The 26,660-nt window shown below is 38.6% G+C and carries 23 protein-coding genes; 9 read left to right on the top strand and 14 right to left on the bottom strand.

The genetic code is table 11. The annotated features are described in order from the left end of the window. Positions 1–10: 10 nt before the first annotated feature. The 7 genes from HWV03_RS14700 to HWV03_RS14670 all read right to left on the bottom strand — a co-directional run bounded on the left by HWV03_RS14700 (position 11) and on the right by HWV03_RS14670 (position 6,681). A complete protein-coding gene (locus tag HWV03_RS14700) occupies positions 11–517 on the bottom strand; it encodes a hypothetical protein (RefSeq protein WP_211676585.1) in 507 nt (168 codons plus the stop codon). 273 nt (positions 518–790) lie between these two features. After that, on the bottom strand, positions 791–2,512 hold the full coding sequence (locus HWV03_RS14695; RefSeq protein WP_211676584.1) for an LruC domain-containing protein: 1,722 nt from the start codon (positions 2,510–2,512) through the stop codon (positions 791–793). Positions 2,513–2,526: 14 nt separating this feature from the next. Beyond that, on the bottom strand, positions 2,527–3,033 hold the full coding sequence (locus tag HWV03_RS14690; protein ID WP_211676583.1) for a hypothetical protein: 507 nt from the start codon (positions 3,031–3,033) through the stop codon (positions 2,527–2,529). Between the two features lie 282 nt (positions 3,034–3,315). Further along, entirely contained in the window at positions 3,316–5,037 is a 1,722-nt protein-coding gene (locus HWV03_RS14685) for an LruC domain-containing protein (RefSeq protein ID WP_211676582.1), read from the bottom strand. Between the two features lie 14 nt (positions 5,038–5,051). Continuing rightward, on the bottom strand, positions 5,052–5,558 hold the full coding sequence (locus HWV03_RS14680) for a hypothetical protein (protein WP_211676581.1): 507 nt from the start codon (positions 5,556–5,558) through the stop codon (positions 5,052–5,054). Positions 5,559–5,894: 336 nt separating this feature from the next. Further along, on the bottom strand, positions 5,895–6,269 hold the full coding sequence (locus HWV03_RS14675; protein WP_211676580.1) for a hypothetical protein: 375 nt from the start codon (positions 6,267–6,269) through the stop codon (positions 5,895–5,897). 16 nt (positions 6,270–6,285) lie between these two features. Next, a complete protein-coding gene (locus HWV03_RS14670) occupies positions 6,286–6,681 on the bottom strand; it encodes a hypothetical protein (protein ID WP_211676579.1) in 396 nt (131 codons plus the stop codon). 284 nt (positions 6,682–6,965) lie between these two features. Between HWV03_RS14670 and HWV03_RS14665 the strand changes: the two genes are divergently transcribed. Further along, a complete protein-coding gene (locus HWV03_RS14665; RefSeq protein WP_211676578.1) occupies positions 6,966–7,541 on the top strand; it encodes a hypothetical protein in 576 nt (191 codons plus the stop codon). A gap of 55 nt (positions 7,542–7,596) precedes the next feature. On the opposite strand, the gene dcm is transcribed toward HWV03_RS14665, so the two are convergent. Further along, the gene (gene dcm, locus HWV03_RS14660) at positions 7,597–8,997 is read right to left on the bottom strand and encodes a DNA (cytosine-5-)-methyltransferase (RefSeq protein ID WP_274609793.1); all 1,401 of its coding nucleotides are present in this window, start codon (positions 8,995–8,997) and stop codon (positions 7,597–7,599) included. 135 nt (positions 8,998–9,132) lie between these two features. On the opposite strand from dcm, the gene HWV03_RS14655 reads away from it, so the two are divergent. Then, on the top strand, positions 9,133–10,338 hold the full coding sequence (locus HWV03_RS14655) for a type II restriction endonuclease (protein ID WP_211676577.1): 1,206 nt from the start codon (positions 9,133–9,135) through the stop codon (positions 10,336–10,338). A 31-nt stretch (positions 10,339–10,369) separates the two neighbouring features. Here the strand turns inward: HWV03_RS14655 and HWV03_RS14650 are convergent, their stop codons facing one another. The 4 genes from HWV03_RS14650 to HWV03_RS14635 form a co-directional block, all read right to left on the bottom strand. Then, a complete protein-coding gene (locus HWV03_RS14650; RefSeq protein ID WP_211676576.1) occupies positions 10,370–10,837 on the bottom strand; it encodes a very short patch repair endonuclease in 468 nt (155 codons plus the stop codon). A gap of 37 nt (positions 10,838–10,874) precedes the next feature. Beyond that, positions 10,875–11,429, bottom strand: a complete 555-nt coding sequence (locus HWV03_RS14645; RefSeq protein ID WP_211676575.1) for a hypothetical protein — start codon at positions 11,427–11,429, stop codon at positions 10,875–10,877. 58 nt (positions 11,430–11,487) lie between these two features. Beyond that, the gene (locus HWV03_RS14640; protein WP_211676574.1) at positions 11,488–12,783 is read right to left on the bottom strand and encodes a YHYH protein; all 1,296 of its coding nucleotides are present in this window, start codon (positions 12,781–12,783) and stop codon (positions 11,488–11,490) included. A 146-nt stretch (positions 12,784–12,929) separates the two neighbouring features. After that, entirely contained in the window at positions 12,930–14,435 is a 1,506-nt protein-coding gene (locus HWV03_RS14635) for an Lcl domain-containing protein (RefSeq protein ID WP_211676573.1), read from the bottom strand. 210 nt (positions 14,436–14,645) lie between these two features. On the opposite strand from HWV03_RS14635, the gene HWV03_RS14630 reads away from it, so the two are divergent. The 3 genes from HWV03_RS14630 to HWV03_RS14620 all read left to right on the top strand — a co-directional run bounded on the left by HWV03_RS14630 (position 14,646) and on the right by HWV03_RS14620 (position 16,902). Beyond that, complete coding sequence (locus tag HWV03_RS14630; RefSeq protein WP_211676572.1) at positions 14,646–15,323, top strand: response regulator transcription factor; 678 nt, start codon at positions 14,646–14,648, stop codon at positions 15,321–15,323. Further along, a complete protein-coding gene (locus tag HWV03_RS14625) occupies positions 15,313–16,638 on the top strand; it encodes a sensor histidine kinase (RefSeq protein ID WP_211676571.1) in 1,326 nt (441 codons plus the stop codon). The genes HWV03_RS14630 and HWV03_RS14625 overlap by 11 nt, the downstream gene beginning before the upstream one ends. A 69-nt stretch (positions 16,639–16,707) precedes the next feature. Next, positions 16,708–16,902, top strand: coding sequence for a YwbE family protein (locus HWV03_RS14620; RefSeq protein WP_006030573.1), 195 nt, complete (start codon positions 16,708–16,710; stop codon positions 16,900–16,902). A gap of 256 nt (positions 16,903–17,158) precedes the next feature. On the opposite strand, the gene HWV03_RS14615 is transcribed toward HWV03_RS14620, so the two are convergent. Then, the gene (locus tag HWV03_RS14615) at positions 17,159–17,485 is read right to left on the bottom strand and encodes a hypothetical protein (protein ID WP_211676570.1); all 327 of its coding nucleotides are present in this window, start codon (positions 17,483–17,485) and stop codon (positions 17,159–17,161) included. After that, on the bottom strand, positions 17,482–17,991 hold the full coding sequence (locus tag HWV03_RS14610; protein ID WP_211676569.1) for a hypothetical protein: 510 nt from the start codon (positions 17,989–17,991) through the stop codon (positions 17,482–17,484). The genes HWV03_RS14615 and HWV03_RS14610 overlap by 4 nt, the downstream gene beginning before the upstream one ends. A 188-nt stretch (positions 17,992–18,179) precedes the next feature. Here HWV03_RS14610 and HWV03_RS22695 point away from each other — a divergent pair, with 188 nt between their 5' ends. From HWV03_RS22695 to dptH, 4 genes are all read left to right on the top strand, one after another. Further along, a complete protein-coding gene (locus HWV03_RS22695) occupies positions 18,180–18,230 on the top strand; it encodes a hypothetical protein (RefSeq protein WP_342357636.1) in 51 nt (16 codons plus the stop codon). A 304-nt stretch (positions 18,231–18,534) separates the two neighbouring features. Beyond that, entirely contained in the window at positions 18,535–20,184 is a 1,650-nt protein-coding gene (dptF, locus tag HWV03_RS14600; RefSeq protein ID WP_255546840.1) for a DNA phosphorothioation-dependent restriction protein DptF, read from the top strand. Beyond that, entirely contained in the window at positions 20,181–21,512 is a 1,332-nt protein-coding gene (gene dptG / locus HWV03_RS14595) for a DNA phosphorothioation-dependent restriction protein DptG (protein ID WP_211676568.1), read from the top strand. The genes dptF and dptG overlap by 4 nt, the downstream gene beginning before the upstream one ends. Beyond that, complete coding sequence (gene dptH / locus HWV03_RS14590; protein ID WP_255546839.1) at positions 21,493–26,499, top strand: DNA phosphorothioation-dependent restriction protein DptH; 5,007 nt, start codon at positions 21,493–21,495, stop codon at positions 26,497–26,499. The genes dptG and dptH overlap by 20 nt, the downstream gene beginning before the upstream one ends. Positions 26,500–26,660: the final 161 nt, after the last annotated feature.

The following is a 26,660-nucleotide window of genomic DNA, read 5'->3' as shown; positions in this document are numbered from 1 at the left end:
CTACCTACTTTTATAATAAATCAGAATTAATAACCACATCACAACCCAGAACTTGTGTCGCTGTTATTTGTTCTTTGTATAGTGTATTGATACAAATTAAATCAAGTAATTGGCTTTTTACTGTGATGCCTTGCCATGAATTTACAAGTGTGAGTAACACTTCGACTTCACCTTTCTCTGTGGTCATTGCTTTTAAAAATGGCGTCGTATTTGTTTTGTTATTTTCATTCAGACTGTAGATTTCGATATAATATTTACCGGTAAGTGCAAGAGGAGCGCCGTTTAACTGGGTTATATTACTGACATGTTTAAAGGTAACGGTTTTTGTACTTTGCATCTCCCAGTTGAAGTCTGTTGGTACTATGGTGTCAGGAAACATGATTGGTGTAGATGCGGTGCTCGTATTGATCCCATTTTCTCCTGCATCATTTTTGTTGCCTGCTGGGCTAGAGTCTCCATTACCACAACCCGCGACTAATATAGATGTCATAAAAAACACAAAAGGAGTTACCTTCATAATGTACACCTTATTTCATGATTATCAGTTAAAGCAAAACTCAAGGCTTTATCAATAATAAATAAGGATTAGGTTAACCTTGAACTTTATAAGGATACTTGCAAGTGGGATACCACTTATTAACTTGTGTATAAACAATGGCGTGTGGTTTTATTAACACTTTTTGGCTTATTGCCTCGCATTTTGCAATGCAAATTAGGAGTGAAGATTGGGCTAATGCTAAAAAGCCTAGGGGTTAACCTAGGCTTGGCGTATGTTATCAATTATAAGTTATCAGCATTTCCAACAATACGTATTGTTAGGGACATTATACCAAGTTGGGTGCGTTACACCGCCACTTTCTGCCCATACTTGCATTTGTGGATAAGCAAGTAATACATCGATATATTCATATGGGTGACTCCATGCTGAAGGAACGAGAATTGCCCAAGGATGACCATCTGTTGTTTGATAGTAAGTAGCCGTACCAACATCTGAAACATCATCACCTGTACTCAGTAACGCGAGATTAGCTAAATCAGTTGGCGTTTTATCCATCAGATGAATTTCTTTACCTCGTTCACCCACACGATAGATGAATGCGTTGTATGGTGCGTCGCCAAGCGCCGCGACAGTAACTGGCGTCGTAAATACAGCATTGAACGCGACTGATATTAACGACCTATCATCACCATTTTGGGTGTTGTAGTAAAGAAACGGGCCAGCCGGTAATACATCGAACACATTGTCGATCAGTACCATCACCGCTTCACCAGTATGGCCAGCTTCAGGTGTTAGGGCGCTTGCGCTACCGTCAATGGTCACATTCGAGCTTTCAATATTAGCTCCTTCAGTGCCTGGTAAACTAATCGCAAATGCATTTGCATAACTCGCACCACGAGCAACTGCAGAGCCTACCATCTCAATTTCTTTTATATTCCCATCCGCATTTGTGATTTTATTGAATGTATGACGAAGTACAAAATCATTGAAGTCATAATCACCTTTATCAGGCCATAGATCCTCATACCCTAGCGTTCCTTCAGGGTAATAATTATTAAAGGCGCGTTCTGGATCGGTAGGGTAATCATCGACATTATCGTCTACACCATCACCGTCACAATCGGTACTAATCGAGATCCATGTCGAGAATTCAGGATCACTCACTAGGCCGTTTGAATCAACAGCTGTAACTTGCGCACGCCATGTTTCTCCGTCGACAGTCTGACTTGATAATACAGTATCACCTTGGTGATCTGTTTTACCTGCAACTTCATCGTCAACCACATTACCTTGACCGATATCCACATACCAACGATATAGGTAGCTTACGGTATCGCCATCAGGATCTGCGGGTGTTGGACCTGTTACAGAAACAACCAGATCACTTGCAGTTGTCGCGTCGCAACTCGATGGCGACATTGATAATTCTGGTTTGAATGGTGGACTATTGCTTGTCTCCATATAGGTAATCGTGAGTAAACTGTAATCCAGTTTTGTTACCCACGAACCCTCTGTGTTCATATCAATATCGATAAATGTATTGATTAATCCATCATCCGTAATATAGGAAATAGGCACATCAAATGGGGTTTCAGACCACGTCTCATCTGTACCTTGTAATATGCCTGGGTTTAAGTCGACCCCATCAACACTGATACCATCATATTCACCGGCAAGACCATGAAAGGCTTCTGAGTCAACATCATAGGCACGAATGAGTAATGTTGCAGTTTGAATTTGCACTAAGGGATTGCTTATTACGTCTGCAAAACTGTGTTGCCAACCGAAATCTTGGTTATGCCAAGAATAAATGTTAAAACCACCAGATGCTGGAGGGGTATAGTGGGGTGCTGTACTGGAGACATCAATTTTTTGTGTATAGGTGAACGTACCATCACCATTGTTGACTGTATCTTCTGTTGTGGCCGCTGCTAAGGCCGAATTTGTTAGTACTGAGCCTGATAATGCAAGTAGACCAAGACAACAGAGCTTATTTAATTTAAATTTACGCATACCGATATCTACCTTTATAATAAGTCAGAATCAAGAGCAACGTCACAACCAAGCACTTGTGTTGCTGTTATTTGTTCTTTGTCTAATGTATTGATGCAAACTGAATCGTCGAGTTGAGTCTTCACCGTGATGCCTTTCCATGAATTTAAAAGCGTTAGCAATAGTTTTGCCTCCCCTTGTTTGTTGGTCATGGCTTTTAAGAATGGTGTTGTACTGGTCGTGTTGTTTTCATCAATACTGTAGATTTCGATATAATGTTTTCCAGAAACGCTAAGTGGAACACCAGCAGGTTGGCTAATGTTACTGACATGCTTAAAGTTAACGAATTCCGAATTTCGCATCTCCCAGTTAAATCCAGCTGGTATAATTGTGTCTGAAAAAAGGGCTGGTGTAGAAGCGGCACTACTGGTACTCCCATTGGCTACCGAGTTACTTGCGTTACCTCCAGGGCTTGAGTCATCACCGCCACAACCGGCGAGTAATATAGATGTCATAAAAAATACAAGAGGAGTTTTCTTCATAGCTTACACCTTAATTTTATTAAGTTTCGTAAATTAAAATCCAAGAATTTTTTAGCAACAAACTAATATTACGGTTCCCTCGAATCTTGTAAGTGATATTGCAAATGAAGTGCCATCTTTATATGTGTTAATAAACAATGGGTTATGGTTTTGATAGGGAGGGGGACGTGATTAATTTGCATTTTGCAATGCAAATTAGGGGTAGGCACTAAGCGAGTAGTTAAAAAGCCTAGGGGTTAACCTAGGCTTGGCGTGTGTTGATCAATTATCAATTATAAGTTATCAGCATTTCCAACAATACGTATTGTTAGGGAAATTATACCAAGTTGGGTGCGTTACACCGCCACTTTCTGCCCATACTTGCATTTGTGGATAAGCAAGTAATACATCGATATATTCATATGGGTGACTCCATGCTGAAGGAACGAGAATTGCCCAAGGATGACCATCTGTTGTTTGATAGTAAGTAGCCGTACCAACATCTGAAACATCATCACCTGTACTCAGTAACGCGAGATTAGCTAAATCAGTTGGCGTTTTATCCATCAGATGAATTTCTTTACCTCGTTCACCCACACGATAGATGAATGCGTTGTATGGTGCGTCGCCAAGCGCCGCGACAGTAACTGGCGTCGTAAATACAGCATTGAACGCGACTGATATTAACGACCTATCATCACCATTTTGGGTGTTGTAGTAAAGAAACGGGCCAGCCGGTAATACATCGAACACATTGTCGATCAGTACCATCACCGCTTCACCAGTATGGCCAGCTTCAGGTGTTAGGGCGCTTGCGCTACCGTCAATGGTCACATTCGAGCTTTCAATATTAGCTCCTTCAGTGCCTGGTAAACTAATCGCAAATGCATTTGCATAACTCGCACCACGAGCAACTGCAGAGCCTACCATCTCAATTTCTTTTATATTCCCATCCGCATTTGTGATTTTATTGAATGTATGACGAAGTACAAAATCATTGAAGTCATAATCACCTTTATCAGGCCATAGATCCTCATACCCTAGCGTTCCTTCAGGGTAATAATTATTAAAGGCGCGTTCTGGATCGGTAGGGTAATCATCGACATTATCGTCTACACCATCACCGTCACAATCGGTACTAATCGAGATCCATGTCGAGAATTCAGGATCACTCACTAGGCCGTTTGAATCAACAGCTGTAACTTGCGCACGCCATGTTTCTCCGTCGACAGTCTGACTTGATAATACAGTATCACCTTGGTGATCTGTTTTACCTGCAACTTCATCGTCAACCACATTACCTTGACCGATATCCACATACCAACGATATAGGTAGCTTACGGTATCGCCATCAGGATCTGCGGGTGTTGGACCTGTTACAGAAACAACCAGATCACTTGCAGTTGTCGCGTCGCAACTCGATGGCGACATTGATAATTCTGGTTTGAATGGTGGACTATTGCTTGTCTCCATATAGGTAATCGTGAGTAAACTGTAATCCAGTTTTGTTACCCACGAACCCTCTGTGTTCATATCAATATCGATAAATGTATTGATTAATCCATCATCCGTAATATAGGAAATAGGCACATCAAATGGGGTTTCAGACCACGTATTATTTGTACCTTGTAATATACCAGGGTTTAAGTCAACGCCATCAACACTGATACCATCATATTCACCGTAAAGACCATGGCTGGCTTCTGAGTCAACATCATAGGCTCGAATGAGTAATGTCGCAGTTTGAATTTGCACTAAAGGGTTGCTTATCACGTCTGCAAAACTGTGTTGCCAACCGAAATCGTTGTTATAACCAGATGAAATATTAAAACCGCCTGATGCTGGGGGGGTATAATGCGGAGCGGTACTGGATACATCAATTTTTTGTGTATAGGTGAACGTACCATCACCATTGTTGACTGTACCTTCTGTTGTCGCGAGGGCGAGGGCTGAGTTTGTGAATACCGAACTTGATAATGCCATTAGACCAAGACAGCAGAGCTTATTTAATTTAAATTTATGCATACCGATATCTACCTTTATAATAAGTCAGAATCAAGAATAACGTCACAACCAAGCACTTGTGTTGCTGTTATTTGTTCTTTGTTTAGTGTATTAATGCAAACTGAATCGTCGAGTTGAGTCTTCACCGTGATGCCTTTCCATGAATTTAAAAGCGTTAGCAATAGTTTTGCCTCCCCTTGTTTGTTGGTCATGGCTTTTAAGAATGGCGTTGTACTGGTCGTGTTGTTTTCATCAATACTGTAGATTTCGATATAATGTTTTCCAGAAACGCTAAGTGGAACACCAGCAGGTTGGCTAATGTTACTGACATGCTTAAAGTTAACGAATTCCGAATTTCGCATCTCCCAGTTAAATCCAGCTGGTATAATTGTGTCTGAAAAAAGGGCTGGTGTAGAAGCGGCACTACTGGTGCTCCCATTGGCTACCGAGTTACTTGCGTTACCTCCAGGGCTTGAGTCATCACCGCCACAACCGGCGAGTAATATAGATGTCATAAAAAATACAAGAGGAGTTTTCTTCATAGCTTACACCTTAATTTTATTAAGTTTCGTAAATTAAAATCCAAGAATTTTTTAGCAACAAACTAATATTACGGTTCCCTCGAATCTTGTAAGTGATATTGCAAATGAAGTGCCATCTTTATATCTGTTAATAAACAATGGATTATGATTTTCACAGGATTGTTTTTGGGTGTATTCGCATTTTGCAATGCGATATGTGAGGCATAATATAGCGTGGTGGCCACTTGCCATAGTTGTTTCAACTATGTTAATTGTTTTTCACAGTTGACATGTTTGGAGGTGAAATCGAGGTAAATTATTATGTCATCGTACCTACCGTCGCAGTCCTTGCTGTGGCTAATCGAAAACGCCTAAAAAATTAAGTAATACTAATAAAGCACCTGTAAGTCCTGAAGTCATGAATAGCCAATAGAAGACGATCCCAAGAAATCGGTCAAATTTGTTGGTGTTTTCAAAAAGGATTTGAGAGTTTGCGTACATAGAGGATAGCGGGCTTTTTTCTAATTTTCGGCTCCACGAGCGTGGGAATGCCAGCGCTTGCGCTACATTAATAATGTCCCACCCACTGGCATATTCCAATCCAAGTTGATCTTTCGTTTTTGGGTTGTTTCTGAGTTTGCGTACTGTGATTTGACCAAAAGCGACATACAGTATCGCGCTAAAGATACACCCAGCCAGAACAAAGATAAAAAGAGTTTTTTCTATATCCATTAGAAATTAACTAACCTCATGATGTCATCATAAACCCTAAAGCTGCGCTGCCTGCATTAACTACAGCTGTACCAGTTAAAGCACTTAAAGCAAAACTGCTCGACTCAATAAACATCTCGCGTTCCCAGTTGCCGCCAGCTTTATAACTGTTGTGAATATTCCCAACGCGACCACCAAAGTCGATAACAGCAAGGCCATTGCCGAGGAATTTGGTATATTGGCTAAACTTAACTAAGTTACTGGTTTGAACTTGTGAAACGATGTTTAATTTTGCCACGTTACGGCTACTTCTGGCGATGTTTGTCGCGCGAGTGCCGCTGGTGAGCGGTGTGCCGCGTGCAGATTTATTCGCACCTGTTACCGCTTTTAATTCATGGTGAAAGCCTTGCTGCATCTTTTGGAAAGCGGCCATTGCTTTCTGCTTCGCTAAAACCGCCAACTCGATTACCGTAAAAACTGGTAGCAGCTCCCATCGAACCTACACACAATTCCTTTTGTTCTGTTAAATCAAGTCCTTTGATTAGCTGGGAATAGTTTAGCCTAGATGTGAGTTAACATGGAAGAGCAGGGCTGTAATCTAAGAAGAAAATCAGTCTTGGCTGTTCCCTGAGTTTTAGCTATTAGGCATGTTAGCATCGATACTAATGGTGTTTTATGTAAAAATAGCACCTCTATCACTATTAAGGTAATTTAAGTATGGAAGCGATAAAGTTACTAATGTTAGTTTTTGGAAGTGTTATTTCTATTGCATTTACACTTCACAAACTTAAGCTTGGCGGCTTTTCTTTTGAGGTAAAAAAATATGATCACTTTGAAAGACTACAAGTAATATGTGGGAGTAACGCATCAAATAATTTAGTTAATTTACGAGTTGCGTTTAGATGTATCACCACTAGAGAATTGACTCCAACAGAAATGGAATGGTTTTTATATACTCCCGGTGCATATAAGTTTCTTAGGCGCTATGGGAAAAGCCAAAGGTTTACTTCAATAGATATTGCGAATAATAGATTTATATGGAATAAAAAGCTCGAAACAAAGAAGCTAAGGTTGATTGAATTAACTCAAATTCTTGCTGTATATACAAGTACGGGTACATTGGGTTTACTTTGTATATCAAATGCTGACTCTATTTCATCTTTTTTAGAGCTAAAGTTACTTTATGGGACCTATGCCATGGGGATTTTATTATCTATAATTTCATTGTTCTTTTTATATTTATCCCTAGTTTATCAAGATTCAGGATATTTGATAAAAGATAAATTATCCTAATTTAAAATAAGATTCAGAGCTTAATAATTCTTCAGCAGCTCTGAATCTTTGGTGGTTACTTTTTACTGCTAGCTTTTTTTATTGCTTCAATAATTGATGGTTTCATTAAATTCGCAACAGCCTCAAATACTGGTGCTACAACAGAGTTGCCAAATTGGCGGTAAGCTTGAGTGTCTGACACTGGAATTTGGAACTTTGATTCATTTGGCTTATCAAATCCCATTAACCGAGAGCATTCTCTTGGTGTTAACCTTCTGGGTCTGTTAGCTTGATTACCTTCATTTTGAAAGTCAGTTTCAGCTAATCCCATATCCCAGCCATTATGGTCAATTAAGATTTCAGATCCATCTTTGTGGTAACGAGCTGAAAGAGTGCGCGCTACAGCTTTTTCATTTTTAGGGTCAACTAGACCGAAGCCAAAACCGTTACCCTTAGCTTTATGCTTTTTGGCATAATTATATAGGTACTCCCATAATTTGGGGGTAAGCGTATACTTGGCATCTACAGATTGATCAAGTATGTCATTAAAAGTCGGTTTGGTTTCTGGAAACTTCACGTCTTTTAAAGTAAATCCTTTTACTAAATCTAAATCTTTCCTAAAACCAACAAGTACAATTCGCTCTCTATGCTGAGGAGTAAAATGTTTACCATCAATAACTTTAGGATCTTTAGAACCATTTGCGTCAACATCGGCAACATCATAACCAAGTTCGTCTAGCGTCTCTTGGATGATCTTGAAGGTCTTACCTTTATCGTGGCTTTTTAGGTTTTTTACGTTTTCTAGTAAGAATGCTTTCGGACGTTTAGCTGCGATTATTCTGGCAACATCAAAGAATAAAGTACCCTGTGTTTCGCACTCAAATCCATGTGAACGACCGAGTGAGTTCTTCTTCGATACACCTGCAAGTGAAAATGGCTGGCATGGAAAACCCGCGAGTAAAACATCATGATCTGGAATTTCTTGATCGATATGATCATAGGCTTCAGATTCTGAAACACTGTTATCTTCCGATAGAGTTACTGAACGAATATCCTGATTGAATACATGCTTATTTGGTTCTGAATACCAGTTTGCTTTATAGGTCTTTACAGAGAATTTATTCCATTCACTTGTAAATACACAGCGTCCACCAACTGATTCAAAGGCATTTCTTATACCGCCAATACCAGCGAATAAATCGATAAAATCAAATTCAGGATTGTCATAATGAGTTGGGCGCGTTGGTAGCAAGGTATTTAAATGCTCAAATTCATCATGGGTAAGCTTTTCTTGAGCTTTACCATTTCTCCAACGATTAATTGCTTCTCTATTCCATTTATCTGGAGATATGATATTTAAATGCGCTGCAATTTGTTTTTGGTCGTATATTTCTAGAACTTTTTCTAGTAGTTGAAGACCTTGGCTATCTTGAAGTTCGTACATATTCAACTCTGGGTATATTGTGTGACGTTTCATCACTTAACTGACCCAGAGGATACCTGTATACTTAAACAGTATCAATAAATATCTTGTATCTTTGTAATATATATTTTGATTACCAATTTATTTTGATATAAATAACATATGGTTATATTAAATAATGATAAAGTTATGGATGAATTAGAAAAGTGGATTAGCTCTATCCTTAATAATGAATGGAATATTTATGTTAAAAGGTTATCGGCTAATGATACTGGACTTACTGGAGGGCACCAAGTCGGTGTATATTTTCCTAAACAGGTCTTAGCTACAGTATTTCCTTCAATAGATACTATATCTGAGCCTAACCCTGAGTATCAATTCTATGCGAAGGTTGTTTCTCACAATTTACCTGAACAAGAATTACGTGCAATTTACTATAACGGTAAGTTTCATGGTAAAACGAGGAATGAAAAACGTATAACTCGCTGGAATACAGGGGTAGCTCAGAGTCCTTTGCAGTATCATGAGAATACTGGTGCGCTTGTTATCTTTGCTTTTCATCAAGCTAGACATTTTGAAAACGCAGACGAATTACAAGTATGGGTCTGTGAAAATAAAATTGAAGAAGATTTTATTGAAAAAGAGATCGGTGAGATACTTCCTGGGCAGTCTCTCTTTGAAAGAAGTGATAGCTTGTTTGGTGGATTAGCTTTAAATCTCCGCTCTTTAAGTAGTTCTATTAAAATCCCTGAAAGCTGGAAAACAAATTTCCCTAAAGGTAGAGAATTAATTGATCATTTAGATGTTGGTGTTAAATTTAAGTCTAAAAATGCAGATAGTCTCTTATTAGAGCGCCGTGACGCAGAGTTTTCGCTTTTCAGACAAGTAGAAGAGTTACATGTGTTAGATCAAATTAAGCTTGGATTCCAGTCTGTTGATGATTTTATTCGAATGGCGAACTCTGTAGGTAACCGGAGAAAGTCTAGGTCTGGACGCTCACTGGAAATTCATTTAGAAAAGATATTTCATCATTTTGGCCTTACAGAATTTACGGCTCAATGTATTACTGAAGGTAATAAAAGGCCTGATTTTATTTTCCCTTCAGCCGAGGCATATCATGATCCTGATTTTGATGCTTTGAATTTAAAAATGCTCGCAGTTAAAACCACTTGTAAAGATCGTTGGCGGCAGATTTTGAATGAAGCCGATAGAGTGGGTAAGATGTATTTATTGACCTTACAAGAAGGTGTATCAATAAATCAATTTAATGAAATGTTGGCCGAAAGAGTTATTTTAGTTGTGCCGGAACCATTGCATAAAAAATATCCTAAAGAATTAAGACCTAAGCTAATGTCTGTTAGTCAGTTCATTGAAGAGTGTAAGTGTATACAGTAAGTGATTTTTATATACTGGAACGCTAACACTCTTAATTTAATGTTGTTACTCCAAGATAAGATATTTCAGCTGAGAACTCTTCTGTCATTAACCATTCTTCTATAGTGTCTGTAAGCCTTACTTGATTGAGCTTTTTACGCCCTTGTAAGGCACACTCCCAAATATAAAGTACCCGCCAGCCGTTCGAGATAAGCTGTTTATAGGCGAGTTTGTCTCGCCGTCGGTTGTCATTGATTTTCTTAGACCAAAATTCAGTTCTCGTTTTTGGCATAGAAAATAGGTGACAGTTGTGACCATGCCAGAAACAACCATGAACGAATATCACCGCGTTATATTTCTTTAATACAATATCGGGAGTACCGGGCAATTTTCTAGCGTGAAGCCTGAACCGGAAGCCCTGTGTGTGTAATAGCCAGCGAACTAACAGTTCTGGTTTGGTATTTTTACTTCTGATCGCCCGCATATTCTTACTGCGTACCGCTTTTGAATGTACATCCATAACAGATATCTCTTATCACATGCTAATTACTCACAAGTTAGCCCGTATTCTCCACGGGGAAGCTGTCAAACCTATGCTTTATCAGTTGAGGTAAAGTATCGTCGATATAAAGCGTAGAAACGACTTTTTTCTCATCGACTGTCCAGTACATATGACCATGATTATTCAAGGTGACCGAGACTGTATTCACACCTTGCTTAAAATGCGTTGCTGGCAAATGAACGTCTAGTCCATAAACACGCTGTATTTTAACCCCGTTAATATATAAATGAGCGTGGCCTTCGATAAAGCCTGTCTCTTGATCGCGTGTAGCCGACATTAATTCAGACATACTCACCACACCTTCTGGCGGTGGCATTAGCTGGTAGCGTGCGAGTTGCAAATGCAAGTTATACCCAGACATAGCGTCTTTGGTTAATGATAAACTCAGTGCGGGTTTAGGCGCATTACTCGGTGCCGCAATGGGTAAATGTGAATGGTCCATTGTCATCTTCATCATGCTACTTTGTTTATTGGGTTCGGTCTGAGCACTCACGTTATTCGTTATAACGGTTAGCGTCATCAGTGCCAAAATAAAATGTTTTTTCATCATATTCACCTTTTCTCTGTGGTGAAAGTGGTATTCAGACCCACTTCCACCGCTCATATTATTAACGTCTTGGAGGCGGAGACATACCACCCGAAGCGCTACACTGGCTTATTGAATTACTCGCGAGTTGGCCTTTAAAATTGGGGCCTATGGTATACGGGAATGCGGGTTCCAGCTTACCATTCTGCGCTTGTGTTAACGTGATATGGTAGTGATAGCCTTTACCATCATGCGTATCGTGGCCGTTGTTTTGGTCAAGCTGAGCCCCTTCAACAGTGACTCCCGCGTAGTAGTGATCTTCATAGAAGTAACCATCGGTTGCAGCGAGTGTGTTACCAGATAAAGTCGTTACGTTTTCGCCGATATCCGGGCCGTTCGACACAGTTTTTACGCCTTTGGATACATCATAAGGGTCTACTAATACACAGCTTCGTTGACCTTCGGTATCACAACCGCCTTGGCTGGCATCTGCACCATAATCACGTACTTTCCAACCACTCACTGCCAGTGTGTTCTCACTTTCATAGGGACCGTAAAGCGGATAACCATCAGCGGCAAACCCATAAATAGGAGAGTGATTACTGCCATCATCGCCCACTAAATTTGCTAAACAACTAGTATAGAAGTGATGATGATAATCACCCGCGGCAGCATGACCGCCACAAATATCTACGTCGTATTGTTCTGCTACAGGGGCTAAGGTATACCAAACGTTGTCACCTTCACTCATGCCATCACCCCAGTTGTAAATACTAGTGCCATTGACCATCAGGCCAATTTTACCCAGCCCTGTTTCGCAACTTTCTTCACCGTCTTCAATGTTAGATGGTTCCACCGGAAAGTAGGCTTGTTTATCTTGTTGGGTCGGACACCCTGGACCTGGCGGCCAATAACCTTCGCCACCTGTCGTCGAGCAGTTTTCTTGGCTGCTGTTATAGCCAATGTCTTCACCAAAGGTAACCACTTGTCCTTCAACCGCAAAGGTGCTGCCTGTTAGAAAGTCAGAGTCGGCTCTTGGTCGTTGATTCAGTTGTTCAACCATAACCTGAGTCATTGTTACGTCGTATTTAGGTATCCCGGTTGTTTCAACATAAACATAACCAACGTCTAAGTTGTTTTCATCTAGATTTACTATTTCAGCGACTTGTACGTTTTCGAGCGTGCTGCCTGTATCTGAATAAATATAATTGGATGTTGTTTCATTGTTCATTATCCAATTTTCAGTTTGGGCTGAGTCTGCGGGAACGCTGGTATCTGCAGCATCTGTAACCTCAACTGAGTCCCTCGTATCGCCTTCGCCACAAGCGGTCAGCCCTAAAATAGGGAACATAAATAAGGCTATCATCGATTTTTTCATGCGTTCTCCTGCTAACTGTATACTGTTGTTGATGTTTGATAGGTGACAGGTTAGCAAAGCGTAGGTGAATTTTAGGTGAACGCAGCCCTATGGAAGGGGATAATAAGGGCTGCGTAAAGAACTGATTCTAAAAATAAAACGTATGATTAATCACGTTTTTGTTTGCTTGGTATTTCGTCCTTAGTGAGAAAACCATCTTTGTTCTTATCTAATCGTTTAAAGTCTTCTTTTAATGGACCTCTTGCTTCGCTGAACGAGATTTTGCCATCGCCATTTGTGTCCATCATTGTGAGTGGTGACTTCTTCATCGGCATCTCAGATGTCGATTCAGTGCTCATGTTTTCTATTGTCATGGCTGCTCGTGCTTGATATTCAGGGGCCGCATTAAACGTCACGTCACCACCACTCACACAACGAACCATATTGTTTATACGGATAGAATCACCTTGAGGGCCATGACCTTGTGGATATTGGTTCGCATCGCCAACTTTAGGGTCGCTTCGTTGTGAACCCGCGCCATGCACGTCTAACCATTGGCCATTCATAAAGCCTGTTGCACGGCCAAATGAAACATACGTCGCGTTTTCGCCATCTTTCAGGTTAACGTGTGTTGTGCTACTCCAGTAGTTGGCATAATCTTTTTTGCCACCTTCATTGGTGATCGCTGTGCTATTAAATAATGGGTCTATCGCGGCAGACGAAGAGGTGTCTGGAGAGCGCGTGTAATCCACAATCGATTGCAGTTCTTTTACATTTGGTAAGCGCCAATTGTTATTACCTGATACCGATAAGCTTTCACAATAGCCAAGTGCATCGGTAAAGTTCATTGTCGTTGCGCTGTCATTTTGTTGCCATACTAGGCTTGTTGCTTGGTCAACAATAGTGCCGTTGTCAGCTTTGACAAAGTCATTCTTGCCGTAGTCTGGGTTGTCTCGTACAGCAAGTACATAGAAGGTTTTAACACTGCCGTCTGGCATGCTTGTTCCATAGCCTTTAATGCGTCCGTCAATAAAGTTAACACCAAAAACAGTGTCATCACCGTGCATGGTTGTTGACACATATTTCGTGCTGGTGACAAATTGGCTATCAATCAAGCGCTCACCAGATTTGGTATCACCGGTATTAACACCAAATATTTCGTGGTCAATAAAGGGAATAAGTTGAGATTTACCCGTGTTTAATTTCACACCACTCGGGTCTTGCCCATCAAACAAGGTCAGGGAATAAAGCTCTTTAATGGTTGGTAGTCGCCAATCGCTGTAGCCTGCTAACTTTAGGTTTTTAATATAGTTAACAGCTTCTTCGAAGGTGAGCTTATCTTGGGCATTGATTTTACCGTCACCGTTAATATCGGTTGTTTGTGACCACATAAGACCTGTCACCTGATCAGACACTGTACCATTGTCGTGTTTTATGTAGCTTGGCTGGTTGCCTTGGTATTGTGCATCCTGACCAAACATCGCTTCTGTTGCTGACGGACATTCCTCTTGATCTGTAGTACCGAAACACTGTGATTGATTGGTATCGACGATTGCATATGATGGGCTAACTTGCTTGCCATCGATACTCGCAACCGCTGTGTTTATATTGCATAAAGCGGTCACAACCGAAAGGGCGATGAGGGTGAGTTTAGATGCTTTTGACTTGATCATATCGTCTCCAAATATTACTTAACGTGCGTTGTTGCTGATGAGGCATCCTAACAATCGATAGGTGAAGTTTAGGTTAAGACCTCTAAGGTGGGTTATACAGTAATGATGAAGTTAACAAATTAAGGGTGAATTTTAAGTGAATGGGCGATTTTCGTGTAAGTTATACTAAACCTGAGAGGGCATTAGGATTTAAACAAAAGGGAGTGCTTAGTGGTTGTACTTGTGGTCGAAGATAATAGCGCGTTAGCTGCCAACATGATTGAGTTTTTAGAAGCGCATGGTTTTGAATGTGATTATGCAGGCAATGGTAATTTAGGCTTGAGCTTGGCAATGAGTCAGCCATTTAACGCCATCGTGCTCGATATTATGTTGCCAGGCAAAGATGGTATGAGTATCTGCACAGCGTTAAGAGAAGCGGGTATTAACACGCCGATCCTAATGCTGACTGCAAGAGATACCTTAGATGATAAATTACAAGGCTTTCAAGCTGGCACCGATGATTATTTAGTAAAGCCTTTTGACTTGCCCGAACTGGTTGCACGCCTGCAAGTACTGACTAAACGTATTAGTAAGCGCGATGTAAAATTGAGTGTGGGTGATTTGGTGATGGATGTTAATTTAAGAAAAGTCACCCGTGCAGGCCAGGTTATTGAGCTAAATAAAGCCTGTTGGCAAATATTAGAAGTGTTATTAAAAACCAGCCCCAAGGTTGTTACCCGCCAACAAATCGAACACATTATTTGGCCTGATCAATTGCCTGATTCTGATGTGCTTAAGTCGCATATATATAAATTACGACAGCTGGTGGATAAGCCATTCGATAAGCCGCTGATTCAAACGGTGAGGGGAGTTGGGCTAGTATTAAACGGTGAGCAAAATGAAGCATAGAAATAGCTTAAAATATCAGTTTAAGAAACAGTTAGCGATCAGCATAGGTTTGCTGGTTATTGTGTTTTCATTCTTACTGTATCAGCTTTTTTTTGTTGCGGTTGGTACCACTATGCACCGTACTATGATGCCGATGGCCAGCCATTATGCTAAGCAGGTTGAGCTAAACCAAAACGTGCCGTTACCTAGGGATGGTGCTTATTCTGTTTTTGTTGGTCGCGAGTCGATTCCCAGCGAGATAGCCAGTTTGTTTGATATTGATGGCATGAAGGACTTTGGTCTTTCAGTGAATGATGGTGATCAACTGGTCAAGCTTTCTCGTCCTGACGCTGTCTATTTTTTGCTTGTTCACCCGATAAAAAATACCACGGACAAACTTTATTTACTTTATAACGATACGCCTAAAAATGGCTTAACGGCCGCTTCAAAACGAGCACCGTTATTAAATGTGCCATTTTCCATTATCTTTATTACCTTGTTAGCTATATTTTTGGTGTATTGGGTAGCGCGGCGTTTAATCAGTAAGGTGTTAAACCCATTGCATGAGCTGTCTGTGATGGCAAAAAGCCTTGACGAGAGTAACCCGGAACTGTCGTTCGCTGTCATGAATGATAAGACTGAAATTGGTGAAGTGGCGAATACATTGCACCAGACAATGGGGCGTATCCATCAATACCATCAAAGGGAGAAGCAGTTTTTACAAAACGCCAGTCATGAGTTACGCACGCCCATTGCTGTGGTGTCTTCTGCCTTAGATATTATTGATTTAAGAACGGCCCAAGGTAAGACAAATGTTGCTGATCAATATATGCATATTCGACGCGCCAATAAAAATATGGCGGAGATGACCGAAGCGCTGTTATTACTAAGCCGGAAAAGTGGCACGTCAACGCAGCTAGAAACAGTAAACCTTGAGCAATTAGCCACAGTGATTATTGATGAACACAAGTATTTGTTGAAAGGAAAAGACGTTGACGTTGAGCTTGTCGTTGATGACAGCCCATCACGTGAATTACCTTTGTCACTGTGTCGAATTGTGTTGAGTAACCTGATACGTAATGCATTTGAGCATACTTTATCAGGTATAGTGCGGGTGCAGCTTTCGGGTCTTATTGTGTCAATTACGAATACGAGTGCTGGTTTAGCTGATTATGAGCAAAATGCTACTGAACGTGGTGTGTCTCAGGGGCAAGGGTTTGGCATTGGTTTAGATATAGTCCAAAAAATTGTAGCGCAGCAAGAATGGCAGCTTCACCTTTCGTCAGACAATAATGATGGTAGCCAAGTCGTTGTTTATTTCGAACCGCGTCATTGACCTAACACCCAGTCATAAGGCAAACTCACTGCCAATATCATCTAACACTGATTTTAATAGGAAAAAAACATGAGCGGAACGAACAGATCGGATATCAAAAAGGGTTTAGCGGTATCGATTGTACTGAAACAAGACCAACGCAGTGGTAACTTGACTGACGGGATCGTGAAAGACATTCTCACTAATTCACCAAACCACCCGCACGGTATTAAAGTGCGTTTAGAAAGTGGTGATGTTGGACGTGTTAAAGTGATTAACGACTAATCTAGTTTATCCGCTACTGTAAACTTTGTGAGATTAACTTGCCAGCTGTGTTGATACATATAATATCAGTTGCAGATACGGTAGCATCTTGTGCTTTTTCACCTGCGCAAGTTGTTACTGAAATGGGCTGTAGTTGTGGCAACTGATAGACATTGATAGTTTGACCTATGGTGATGTAGGCAATAATGGTAAGGCCACCAGGAACATTTTTTAATACAGCGCTGGTGGTTTTCGTAAATCAGTTATTTATAGGATCTTACAAACCATTTGCGGCCATAATAAACTGTGTCTTTCTTTTGAGCGCAGACGTTTTAACACAGATAGAATAATGTTCTTTCCTGTCTTTGAGCTTTCTAAGAATTATATTACGTATTTCTTTTGTTAACCATTTTGCTGGTTGCTGTCCTAAAGGAAGTGGGCGAGGTACTAAATCCATTAAATCGGAACATTGTCTAGAATCGTTGATTAATGCATAAGTTAGGTCAAACATTTTATCACCAATAGACCAAGCATTAACTTGTGGACCATAAACACTGATTAAAAATATTTTTAAGTTTTGTTTTTCGATAAGATCCAATTTCATTTGTTATTTCCCTTTATCATACTAAGCAGTTTACTGAAGTGTTTATCGGATCCCGAGTAGGAGATACTGTGAATCGTTACTGGCTCTAATATGTATACGATCCCTTTTTGATTGGCTGAGTCATAAGCACTGTAAATATCTAAGTCGCTACTGCGTTTAATTGTGCTGCTGGTATCTGTTATCGCATAGGATGCCGCTTGCTCCTTTGATAGCTCAGCTAACCATTTAGGAAGTTCTAGCCTCACTTTAGGTATGAACATTGATTTGATAAAACTGTGTTCTAATCCTGTTAGATCGATAGCCTGATAAATATTTTTTGGTTCGAGCTGTTCATGCGAGAAGTACCAATCTTGGTATTTTACAATTAATAAGTTATCTGCATGAGATACTATGGCTGGAGTAGGGTAATTAACAATAACATTCTTCGATAACCGCAATTCATTTGCGTTTACTATAGGATTTAATAAACCGATGAATATAGCGAGCAAAAATATGATATTTTTCATTTGTATTCCTTTTTACTTTGTTTAATCAAGTCCTTTGATTAGCAGGGATTAGTTTAGCTTATATAAGAGTTGATTAGGAAGAGTCGTGGGGGAATATCAGGGATAAATCAGTCTTTTTATCGTTACTATCAATTAAAAACACTAATACCAACTAGTTAAATTAATCGAATCATCCCCACGGTATTAAAGTGCGTTTAGAAAGTGGTGATGTTGGACGTGTTAAAGTGATTAACGACTAATAACGACTGTTTAAGCTATTAATCTAATCAGGGCTAGCTTGTTTTTAGCCCTAACAAACCTTCCTATTAAATAATTCAGTATTAATTTAATTTAATTTAATTTTATGTTTTGTTACTTCACCGAACAAAAGTCACACTGTTGTAATTAACATCACCATAACTGTATATAATATAAGTGTTTTTGTTGATTTCGCCATTCAAGTCTACTAGAGTTGCCCTCCTACATATATATTTATAATTACCTATGTTGAGAAGGTCATGTCCATTAGTTGAATGACCTCTGACTCTAGCAACCGGCGGGAACATGACCGAATCACTGAGCTTTAGACAAGCTCTCTCTGTACTATCCAAATCTTCACCTTATGCTGTTTCCACTGAGCGTGATTCAGGAATACATCCAGATTTAGATCTAGTGAAAAAATATCTGCTTGTCGGTACTGACATAAATGATCATTTTGATTCACTACTAACTAGCATATCGTCTGCAGATAAAAAATTGATATTTCTTTGCGGCAGTAGCGGTGATGGAAAGTCTGAGATACTTACTCAAGCTAAAAAAAAGCACAATTCCAAAGCAACATTTTATTTTGATGCCACACATAGCTTAAGACCCGATGCTACAGCTATCCAAACGCTCGATGAGTTATTCGAAACGTTTGTGCAGGGTAGTCAGTCGTTAGTCGTTGGTATTAATACGGGTATGTTAGGGAACTATGCTAACGAGGGTAAGGTTGATAGTATTAAAGCTTCAATCAATGGCTTTTTATCCGATAAAATTAGCACTGAAAATCATATTTTTGTTGATTTTGAACACTTTCCTAAATTCCAACTGAACACTGACGGCCACACATCAGACTTTGTTTTAAAAGTTTTTAAAAAAATAACAGCCTCAGAAGATAACTTAATTCGTCAGTATTACGACATTGAACGAGCATTAGACAATCCGAATAAACGTTTGTGTGCTAATTACCGTCTTTTAGCTATGCCATCTGTCCAGTTGATTATTGTTGATTTGTTATTTAAGGCTAGATTAGAAAGAGATCAATTTCTTACCGCTAGAGCCTTATTAGATTTCATTTATCATTTATTAGTTGGTGGCGAGTATCTTTTTGAGAATTTATTTTCTGGATCTGACTGTGATCTGATCAAGAAAATGGCTGATTTTGACCCAGTTAACATGAGAAATAAAGCAATTGACAATTTTGTCCTGACTCATAGATTTAAGGGTGAAAAATCAGAGTTCGATATATTCTCTAAAGAATTACGCGACTTTGGTATTAACGTAAAGAGTACAACGTCAGCTCAAACCTACATTCGAATTTTTTATCTGTTAAAAGATGAGCCATTTGGAAACAACTATCATAAACAATTTTCCCACGATTTTAATGATGACATACTCAATGAATACTCTAAATGTTGGCGGTTGCACTGGTCGTACAGTGAGTCACATAAGAAAGACATCAAGGAATTCTATAATCAGGTTCTATTAAAAGGGTTGTTAACTTACAACAATAGAAGTGCCGCTGGGCTAGGAAATAGGGAGTTCTTAGTTCGCCATTTGAATGGATATAATTTGGTGGCAGAACTTGATATTAAATACAATCCTGCAGCAATAAAACAACAGTCATGCATTCATGAAACGAATAATCACTTTGATGACGTAAGTCACTTTTATGCTCATATAAAAGTCAATGGGAAAGACGTGAATCCAATACGTATTAACATTAATCTTTTGTCATTATTAAACCGAATAGTTAAAGGCTACCGTCCTAATAAACATGATAAAAACACCATTTTATTGTTGGATGAAATAATTAATGAGTTACGTACTTTGGCCAACGCAGAAAATACGCTTTATATTCATCATATTGATAAAGAAGATAGAAAAGATAAAAAATACCGGGTTGAGGATGTCGATTGTGATGGTAGTGAACTTGAAGTGAGTGGTGGATGAGTATGTGTATAAATGTACCTAAAAAAGTAGCAAAAAATAGTTTGAAAACATACTCGCCTTTTCGTACAAAGGATGAGCGAAAAAAGGTTGATTGGAATATAGTACTTGGCCAAGTTGTCAGCCATGTTTATCGTAAAGAGTTGAATGTTGAAAGTTTTGAACAGTTCACTGAATTATGTCAACAACAATTTCAATCATCATTAGATAGTGAGCATCAAAATTTTTGGAATATAGTTAGAGAAATGTATTTTGATAAACAGGATGCTCTGAATATATCACCTGAATTTTTACTATTTAGTGCAGCAAAAGACTCTGATAGTACGATAAACAAAAGACTGGCTGAAATGTTTATCACCTTGTTAGGTGATACAGGGTTAATGAGAGCACCATCGAATCGTTTAAACTTCATTGAGAAATCAATTTTTGAATGTTTCAACCAACAGGCGGTTAAATCTGAGGACAAAAGGAAAAAACCGAAGCAGATAAAAGAATCTGCATATTTACCTTATCTATCAAAAAAACTGATTGCAGACCTACGATTTTTAAGTTCAAAGCCTGATTACCTGTTTTCTAATTTCAAAAGTTTCCTAAAGTTATATGCTTTTCTTTACACATCGCAGCTAGCGCATAACCTTTATCACTGGTCTGATGGTATGGCTAAAAGCAGGCCTAATTATTTTATTTTAGATAGTGAAAAAGCGTCTAAAGAACGACGCTTTGTTCGGGATTCGGGGTGTAAACAATTACTACGTAATATTGAATGTATATTCCCTTATTTGAATATGGCGCAATTTTTACAAAAATCAGATAAAGACACCATTATTCAGCCACTTTGGAAACTTGTTGAAACACTTCCTGAGAATGACGAGTTAACAAATGCCTTAAACGAATATGCTAATAGTTTTGCGGCCGATAGAAAGATTAAACAAGCTCCAGAAACTAAAGCTACAACCTTCGATGCGTTAAAACAATTATTACAACTGTCGAAAGCTCAATTTAAAACTGGAAACAAGGATAAAGATGATATTAACCTCAATTATATTAAAGCGGTCAAAATTCACTTTTGCGATGACTTTATAAAGCTGCGAGGTTCAGCTGGCGCTACGTTAGTGTTAAATCAAGATTATATGATTCTACTGACTAATATGGCGATTGGTGCTGATCGCGAAAAATTAAGGCTTCATGAGTTACTTGAAGAATTTGAGGCTCGAGGTGTTTATCTTGATAATCAAAGTCAGGAAGAATTAGTTAAATTTTATGAACGAATTGGCAATGTCGAAAGAATGAGTGATAGCGGAGATGCAGTTTATGTTACCAAAACAATTTAATGATTTTTTAGTTCAACAAGTTGCTACCGCTACCACACAAGGTATTGCTGTTGGTTTTCGTTATCAATTTAAGTCACCGGATATAGAGAATAGTACGGGGCTTTATCAAGTATTCATGGACCAGAGTAATGGTTGCATATTAGATGACAACGAAAACAAAACAGAAATACCATTTTTGTTCATTAACGAGATAAAGCTACTGGTCGTTCTGCATAATGATGAAACTGGCATTGGTTACACACAAAATTACATATCTAGACTTCGAGATCTCGTGTCAGGACAGCAAGGTGCATTTAAAAATACGGCATTATTAATCATTCATAACAGTATGTTAGACACGATTATCAATACATGTGAAAACTTAGCTCAGAAGGGCGCTGTTTGGCATCCGGTTGAAATTAAAGCTCGACTTAGCGAATATCTATCTGAGGATGATAATAAATTTCACATATTAACGTCGTTATTAAACAGTATTACTGAAGATCTAATTAAAGACACTGGTACTGTATTTGGTTTAAATGATCTTTACTTAGCTATTCTGGACAATGAAATTGACCTGCCAAAGCTCGGTTATTTATCTGATATAGAATTAATGGGTTGGCAAGATCAAGTACGTATAGAGTCGCGTTTATCTGAAAATAAAGACGTGTATGACGACCTTCAATATATAACAGAGCATCAAGCCTCGGAACTTGCAGAGAAACTGGGTGAATTAAATTTAGGTGAAAAATTTATAGCAGACCATTTTCAAGCGCAAAGTGATTTCAGTCAAACAATTGATTACGGTGCATTAAGGGCTGAGCAAGATAAAAATAAAGAATTAGCGCTAGCATATGAAGGGTACGATATACCGGTAGGTAATTTAGTTATACGTGAAAAGTCCCAAACTAAAGCGGGTAAGAAAGAAAAGCATTTAATTTTAGAATTACCGCCTACTCATAATCAATTCGAGATTGTACTTTCGTTTTCCGGCGATAAAGTATCCGACAAACTCACTAATATATCACCAAAGTCCGTCGACTCTGTTGTGATTGAGAAGGTAAATAATCTTGGTAAGACCAAGAAAGTAACGGTAACTGGTGTGATCAGTGAGCAGCCGTGTTATTTCTCTGTCGATGTTGTTGGAGAAAAAAGTAATGACAAGGTCAAATTTAAAATTTTGGTATTACCCGTTAATATCATCGATATTACAGAGATTAAAGCGAATTATTTAATCTACCCGAACAAACAATACATTTTGTTACAAACAGATGAAACCACATTAAAAATATCTCCACAAGATTCTGTCGCTACATTAGATAAAATAGGGCAAGGCTTTGATGCTAGTGAAATAGGAAATATAGACTTTTCAGGATTAATTAAAATTGAAACGGATATTAACTTTAGTGTCAAAAATGGTTTGTCAGATCTAAATATAAATATCGAAGGCTTGGTGTTAGCTGATAAAGTTGAATTACCATTACTGCTTAATACTGATAACTTTACGCAACTATTTAACGATGGTTATTACGCTGAATATAATAGAGATAAACAGACGGTATTGTTATTGTTACAAGAGTATGAGCTTAAAAACCAGCAGCTTATTCCATTGATGAGAGAAGCTTCTATTGTTGATCATAGCCTGTTGCATATAAGTGAGCACGAAAGTGAAAATATACACTTAGTCAATATCCAAGATAGCTATCCTGAACTATTTACCGCTTATCAGGCGCTTTATCATTATTATAGTGAGACTAATTCATTACCTAGTTTAGTGGGATGGGGGGATCAATACGTAGCGTTAGTAAACGATATTGTAAGCTTTTATAATGCTGCTTTGAATAGTATTAGCTATAGTGTCCCTTTAACTTTAGACCAGAAAAATTTGGTTAAAATTGGTTTGGCGACATTTAATGAAGAAGAGTTTATTACTCCATTTCACCCTTTGTCACTAGCCTATTATGCCAATTTAGTTGAAGAAATAAAAAAAGACAAGGCATATGAAAGTTACGCTACGTTACCGAAAGTAACGCTTGAGAGGCTTAATCCACAAGGTTTAATTCCATTTGTTTATCATCCAAAACATGAGTTCTCTTATGTTCAGATAGGGGAGGATAATTGTTCATGGCTCAAAATGGTACCAAAACAAAACTCTAACCATAGTTTTGTTAGACGACTCGTTAAAGATAAAGTGAAAGCATTTAAAACTATTTTCTCATCGTTGTTTAGCGTTGGTAATAAACCGACATTATTAATTAACTCTGTTGATAATAATGACAACCGCGAGATATTCATGGGGCTTATTGATTTATTTATTTTATATAAAGATAAATCACCCTATATCCATGTCAATTTATATGATGATGAACACCATATTAGTGAGTTCGATTTATTCTCTGAGTTATCAAGTCTTGAAGAACTAAAAGAGACATATGGTCTTAATAAAGGTAGTGTCAAAGATAACGCTGACTTGTTAGTTGATTTGCTACGAACTCGTCTTACTTACAGTAAATTTAAAAACAGTGAGATTAACGAACAAGTATATGCCCATATAACCTTCTTTAAAAATAAGCACGAAGTAAAACGAAGAGATGTAAATCCAGATTGTGAGTTAAGTGCTGTTAGTTGTGGTGGTTTAATCTCTGGTGAAGCGGTAGATAATAAAAATGGCACTTACTTTACAGGTTTTGGACTTCGAAATATCGATGTTAAAGGTAAAACCCATTTAGAAATAGCCCAAAAATATAACCGATTGTTAAAACCTGCATATGATGATGGCGAAAACTATGATGATAATAGATCTACTTCTATTATGGTTAGTAATAGTTTTCGAGAGCTATTAGAACGTTCTTATGAGAGCTCGATTTGGACTTGTGTCATTGACCCTAAGGTGACATTGAGTTTCTTCAAAAACACCAAAAACATGGTGTTAATCCATTACTCTGAAAACTACACCAATTCAAGTAATTATGATGCAATTACTGTAACCAAAGACACCGATATGTATCGTCGGGTTCTTGAGCAAGATAATGGGGGCAGTATCGAGGAGTTTAACGCTTTCAACGGTGAATGGTTACTCGAAATGGTGAACGATAATGCCAACGAGCGTAAAGCAAAACGTGGGATACTGGGCGCTTATAAATATGTAAATTGCTTGTTAATCAATTCAGATATTGTTTGGGTGCCATTATCTATTGCTGAAATATTGCGTGTTGCAGGTAACCTTGGCTTAAAAATGTCAAAATCTGACTTCTCACGACACTGCCAAGGTTATAAGAAAGGCAAAATATCAGACGATATACTGTTTGTCGGTTTTAAAGATGACCAATTGATCTTAATGCCAGTGGAAGTTAAAACTGGCAAACGTCAGACCCATAGTAAAGGCGTTGAACAAACCCAAGAGTTAAAACGCTACTTTGAAGAGTTATTAGGGCAGCCGTCTCTTGCTGGGGGGGTATATCGGGGCTTATTTATTCGTCAAATATTAATGCAAATAGATAAATATAAACTCTATGATTTATACAAAACTGACTACTTTAACGCTGTTCTTGAACGCCGTGAGTGGTGGTTAGCGGGGAGTTACCAATTAGCTCAATTAGTACAGTATCCACAAGGGTTACTGGTTGTTAATGTTGAAGATGAAAGCTTTAAGACCGCGAAGTTTACGCCGATCAATAATATCTTAAAAGTTGAAATTAGCAGTGAGAATTTACCCTACTTGATTACATCACCGTTGCAAGAGATGTTAGAAGGAGCAAGCAGTGAAACATTGTTCCATATTGATGCTTGCTATATTTTAAATGGTGAAGCATTAATAGAGCCTGTGGTGGGTAAAACTACTATTACGGAGATTGATGATACTATTTCAGCCAAAGTAGAGACAGAAAGTGTAGCTATCACTGATAAAGAGCCATCAGCTAATGATGACATAAGCTCAACAGCTATGCGTAACAACATGAGTAGTGCTGAGTTGAATTCAATTTATGACAAGGTTGTCTCATGTTTGGCTGAACATAATGTTTATGTTACTAAGCCGGCAGATCAAGAGGCTTTTGTCGAAGGACCTGCATCAATATTATTGCGTGTAAAACCAAACCCAGGTACAGATCCCAAACGACTGTCAGAAAAGTCACAAGCATTGAAGTTAGATTTATGCTTAGAACAAGAGCAAAATTTAGGTTTTGCGATTGATAAAGGCTGCGTCACCATCGATATACCTAAAAGCCAAGAACAACGTTATTTTGTTGACCAGCATGATATTTGGGATAACTGGGAACAACCTGATGACGCACTAGAAGTACCACTCGGTGAAGATCGTTTTGGTGAGGTTGTAAAAATCAATTTCTCATCATCGAACTGTCCACATTTACTAATTGGTGGAACGACGGGTAGTGGTAAATCTGAAGCGCTTAATACTATTTTGTATGGCATGGTTGAACACTATAGTGCTGACGAATTAAAACTAATGCTGGTGGACCCCAAAGGGACTGAGTTGAATGGTTTTGAACGTTATTCGCATTTACTCGGCAGTATTGGTTGGGATGATGCTGATGCATTGGAATTACTTAATACAGCCGTAGAAGAGATGCAGAATCGCTATGCTCAATTTAAAGCCGTTGGCGTTCGCTCATTACCTGACTATAACAAGCAAGCTGCTGATGGTGAGACGATACCTTGGTGGGTTATTGTATTAGATGAGTATGCTGATTTAACCTCTGATAAAGAGATGAAAAAGCAAATCGAAGCAGAGCTTAAGCGCCTAGCGCAAAAAGCGCGTGCTGCGGGTATTCACCTTATAATTGCTACGCAAAAGCCAAGTGCTGATGTGATCAGCACTAACTTACGTTCAAACTTACCTGCACAGCTTGCTTTACGGGTTAAAAATGGCACTGAAAGCCGTGTAATTCTAGATGAGCAAGGTGCTGAAGTATTGAATGGTAAAGGAGATGCTTATCTTAAATCAGAAGGTAAGTTGGTGAGGATCCAATGTGCTAGGGTCAGCATATAAACACTTTATTTAGAGTCGAAATTATGGATTTGAAGAATTGAATTTATAAATAATTTAAACACGTAAATTTTAGGTGAGGTATCAATGTAAGATATAGCACCTATTTTTAAACTAATAAAAATGACCGAATATAGATATTTTGATTGTAGTTTTTATATTTT

It is taken from the genome of Moritella sp. 36, from assembly GCF_018219415.1.
Lineage (GTDB): Bacteria > Pseudomonadota > Gammaproteobacteria > Enterobacterales > Moritellaceae > Moritella.
Note: the sequence above shows the minus strand (reverse complement) of the source record. Positions and strands in the feature narration are given on the sequence as shown.

Coding starts and splice junctions, on each gene's coding strand:
- HWV03_RS14640 (WP_211676574.1), bottom strand. CDS start 12,783: ATGAAAAAATCGATGATAGCCTTATTTATGTTCCCTATTTTAGGGCTG.
- HWV03_RS14690 (WP_211676583.1), bottom strand. CDS start 3,033: ATGAAGAAAACTCCTCTTGTATTTTTTATGACATCTATATTACTCGCC.
- dptG (WP_211676568.1), top strand. CDS start 20,181: ATGAGTATGTGTATAAATGTACCTAAAAAAGTAGCAAAAAATAGTTTG.
- HWV03_RS14695 (WP_211676584.1), bottom strand. CDS start 2,512: ATGCGTAAATTTAAATTAAATAAGCTCTGTTGTCTTGGTCTACTTGCA.
- HWV03_RS14655 (WP_211676577.1), top strand. CDS start 9,133: ATGGATGAATTAGAAAAGTGGATTAGCTCTATCCTTAATAATGAATGG.
- HWV03_RS14680 (WP_211676581.1), bottom strand. CDS start 5,558: ATGAAGAAAACTCCTCTTGTATTTTTTATGACATCTATATTACTCGCC.
- HWV03_RS14620 (WP_006030573.1), top strand. CDS start 16,708: ATGAGCGGAACGAACAGATCGGATATCAAAAAGGGTTTAGCGGTATCG.
- HWV03_RS14700 (WP_211676585.1), bottom strand. CDS start 517: ATGAAGGTAACTCCTTTTGTGTTTTTTATGACATCTATATTAGTCGCG.
- HWV03_RS14650 (WP_211676576.1), bottom strand. CDS start 10,837: ATGGATGTACATTCAAAAGCGGTACGCAGTAAGAATATGCGGGCGATC.
- HWV03_RS14610 (WP_211676569.1), bottom strand. CDS start 17,991: ATGAAAAATATCATATTTTTGCTCGCTATATTCATCGGTTTATTAAAT.
- HWV03_RS14665 (WP_211676578.1), top strand. CDS start 6,966: ATGGAAGCGATAAAGTTACTAATGTTAGTTTTTGGAAGTGTTATTTCT.
- HWV03_RS14645 (WP_211676575.1), bottom strand. CDS start 11,429: ATGATGAAAAAACATTTTATTTTGGCACTGATGACGCTAACCGTTATA.
- HWV03_RS14615 (WP_211676570.1), bottom strand. CDS start 17,485: ATGAAATTGGATCTTATCGAAAAACAAAACTTAAAAATATTTTTAATC.
- dcm (WP_274609793.1), bottom strand. CDS start 8,997: ATGAAACGTCACACAATATACCCAGAGTTGAATATGTACGAACTTCAA.
- HWV03_RS14670 (WP_211676579.1), bottom strand. CDS start 6,681: ATGGCCGCTTTCCAAAAGATGCAGCAAGGCTTTCACCATGAATTAAAA.
- HWV03_RS14685 (WP_211676582.1), bottom strand. CDS start 5,037: ATGCATAAATTTAAATTAAATAAGCTCTGCTGTCTTGGTCTAATGGCA.
- HWV03_RS14635 (WP_211676573.1), bottom strand. CDS start 14,435: ATGATCAAGTCAAAAGCATCTAAACTCACCCTCATCGCCCTTTCGGTT.
- HWV03_RS14675 (WP_211676580.1), bottom strand. CDS start 6,269: ATGGATATAGAAAAAACTCTTTTTATCTTTGTTCTGGCTGGGTGTATC.
- dptF (WP_255546840.1), top strand. CDS start 18,535: ATGACCGAATCACTGAGCTTTAGACAAGCTCTCTCTGTACTATCCAAA.
- HWV03_RS14625 (WP_211676571.1), top strand. CDS start 15,313: ATGAAGCATAGAAATAGCTTAAAATATCAGTTTAAGAAACAGTTAGCG.
- dptH (WP_255546839.1), top strand. CDS start 21,493: ATGTTACCAAAACAATTTAATGATTTTTTAGTTCAACAAGTTGCTACC.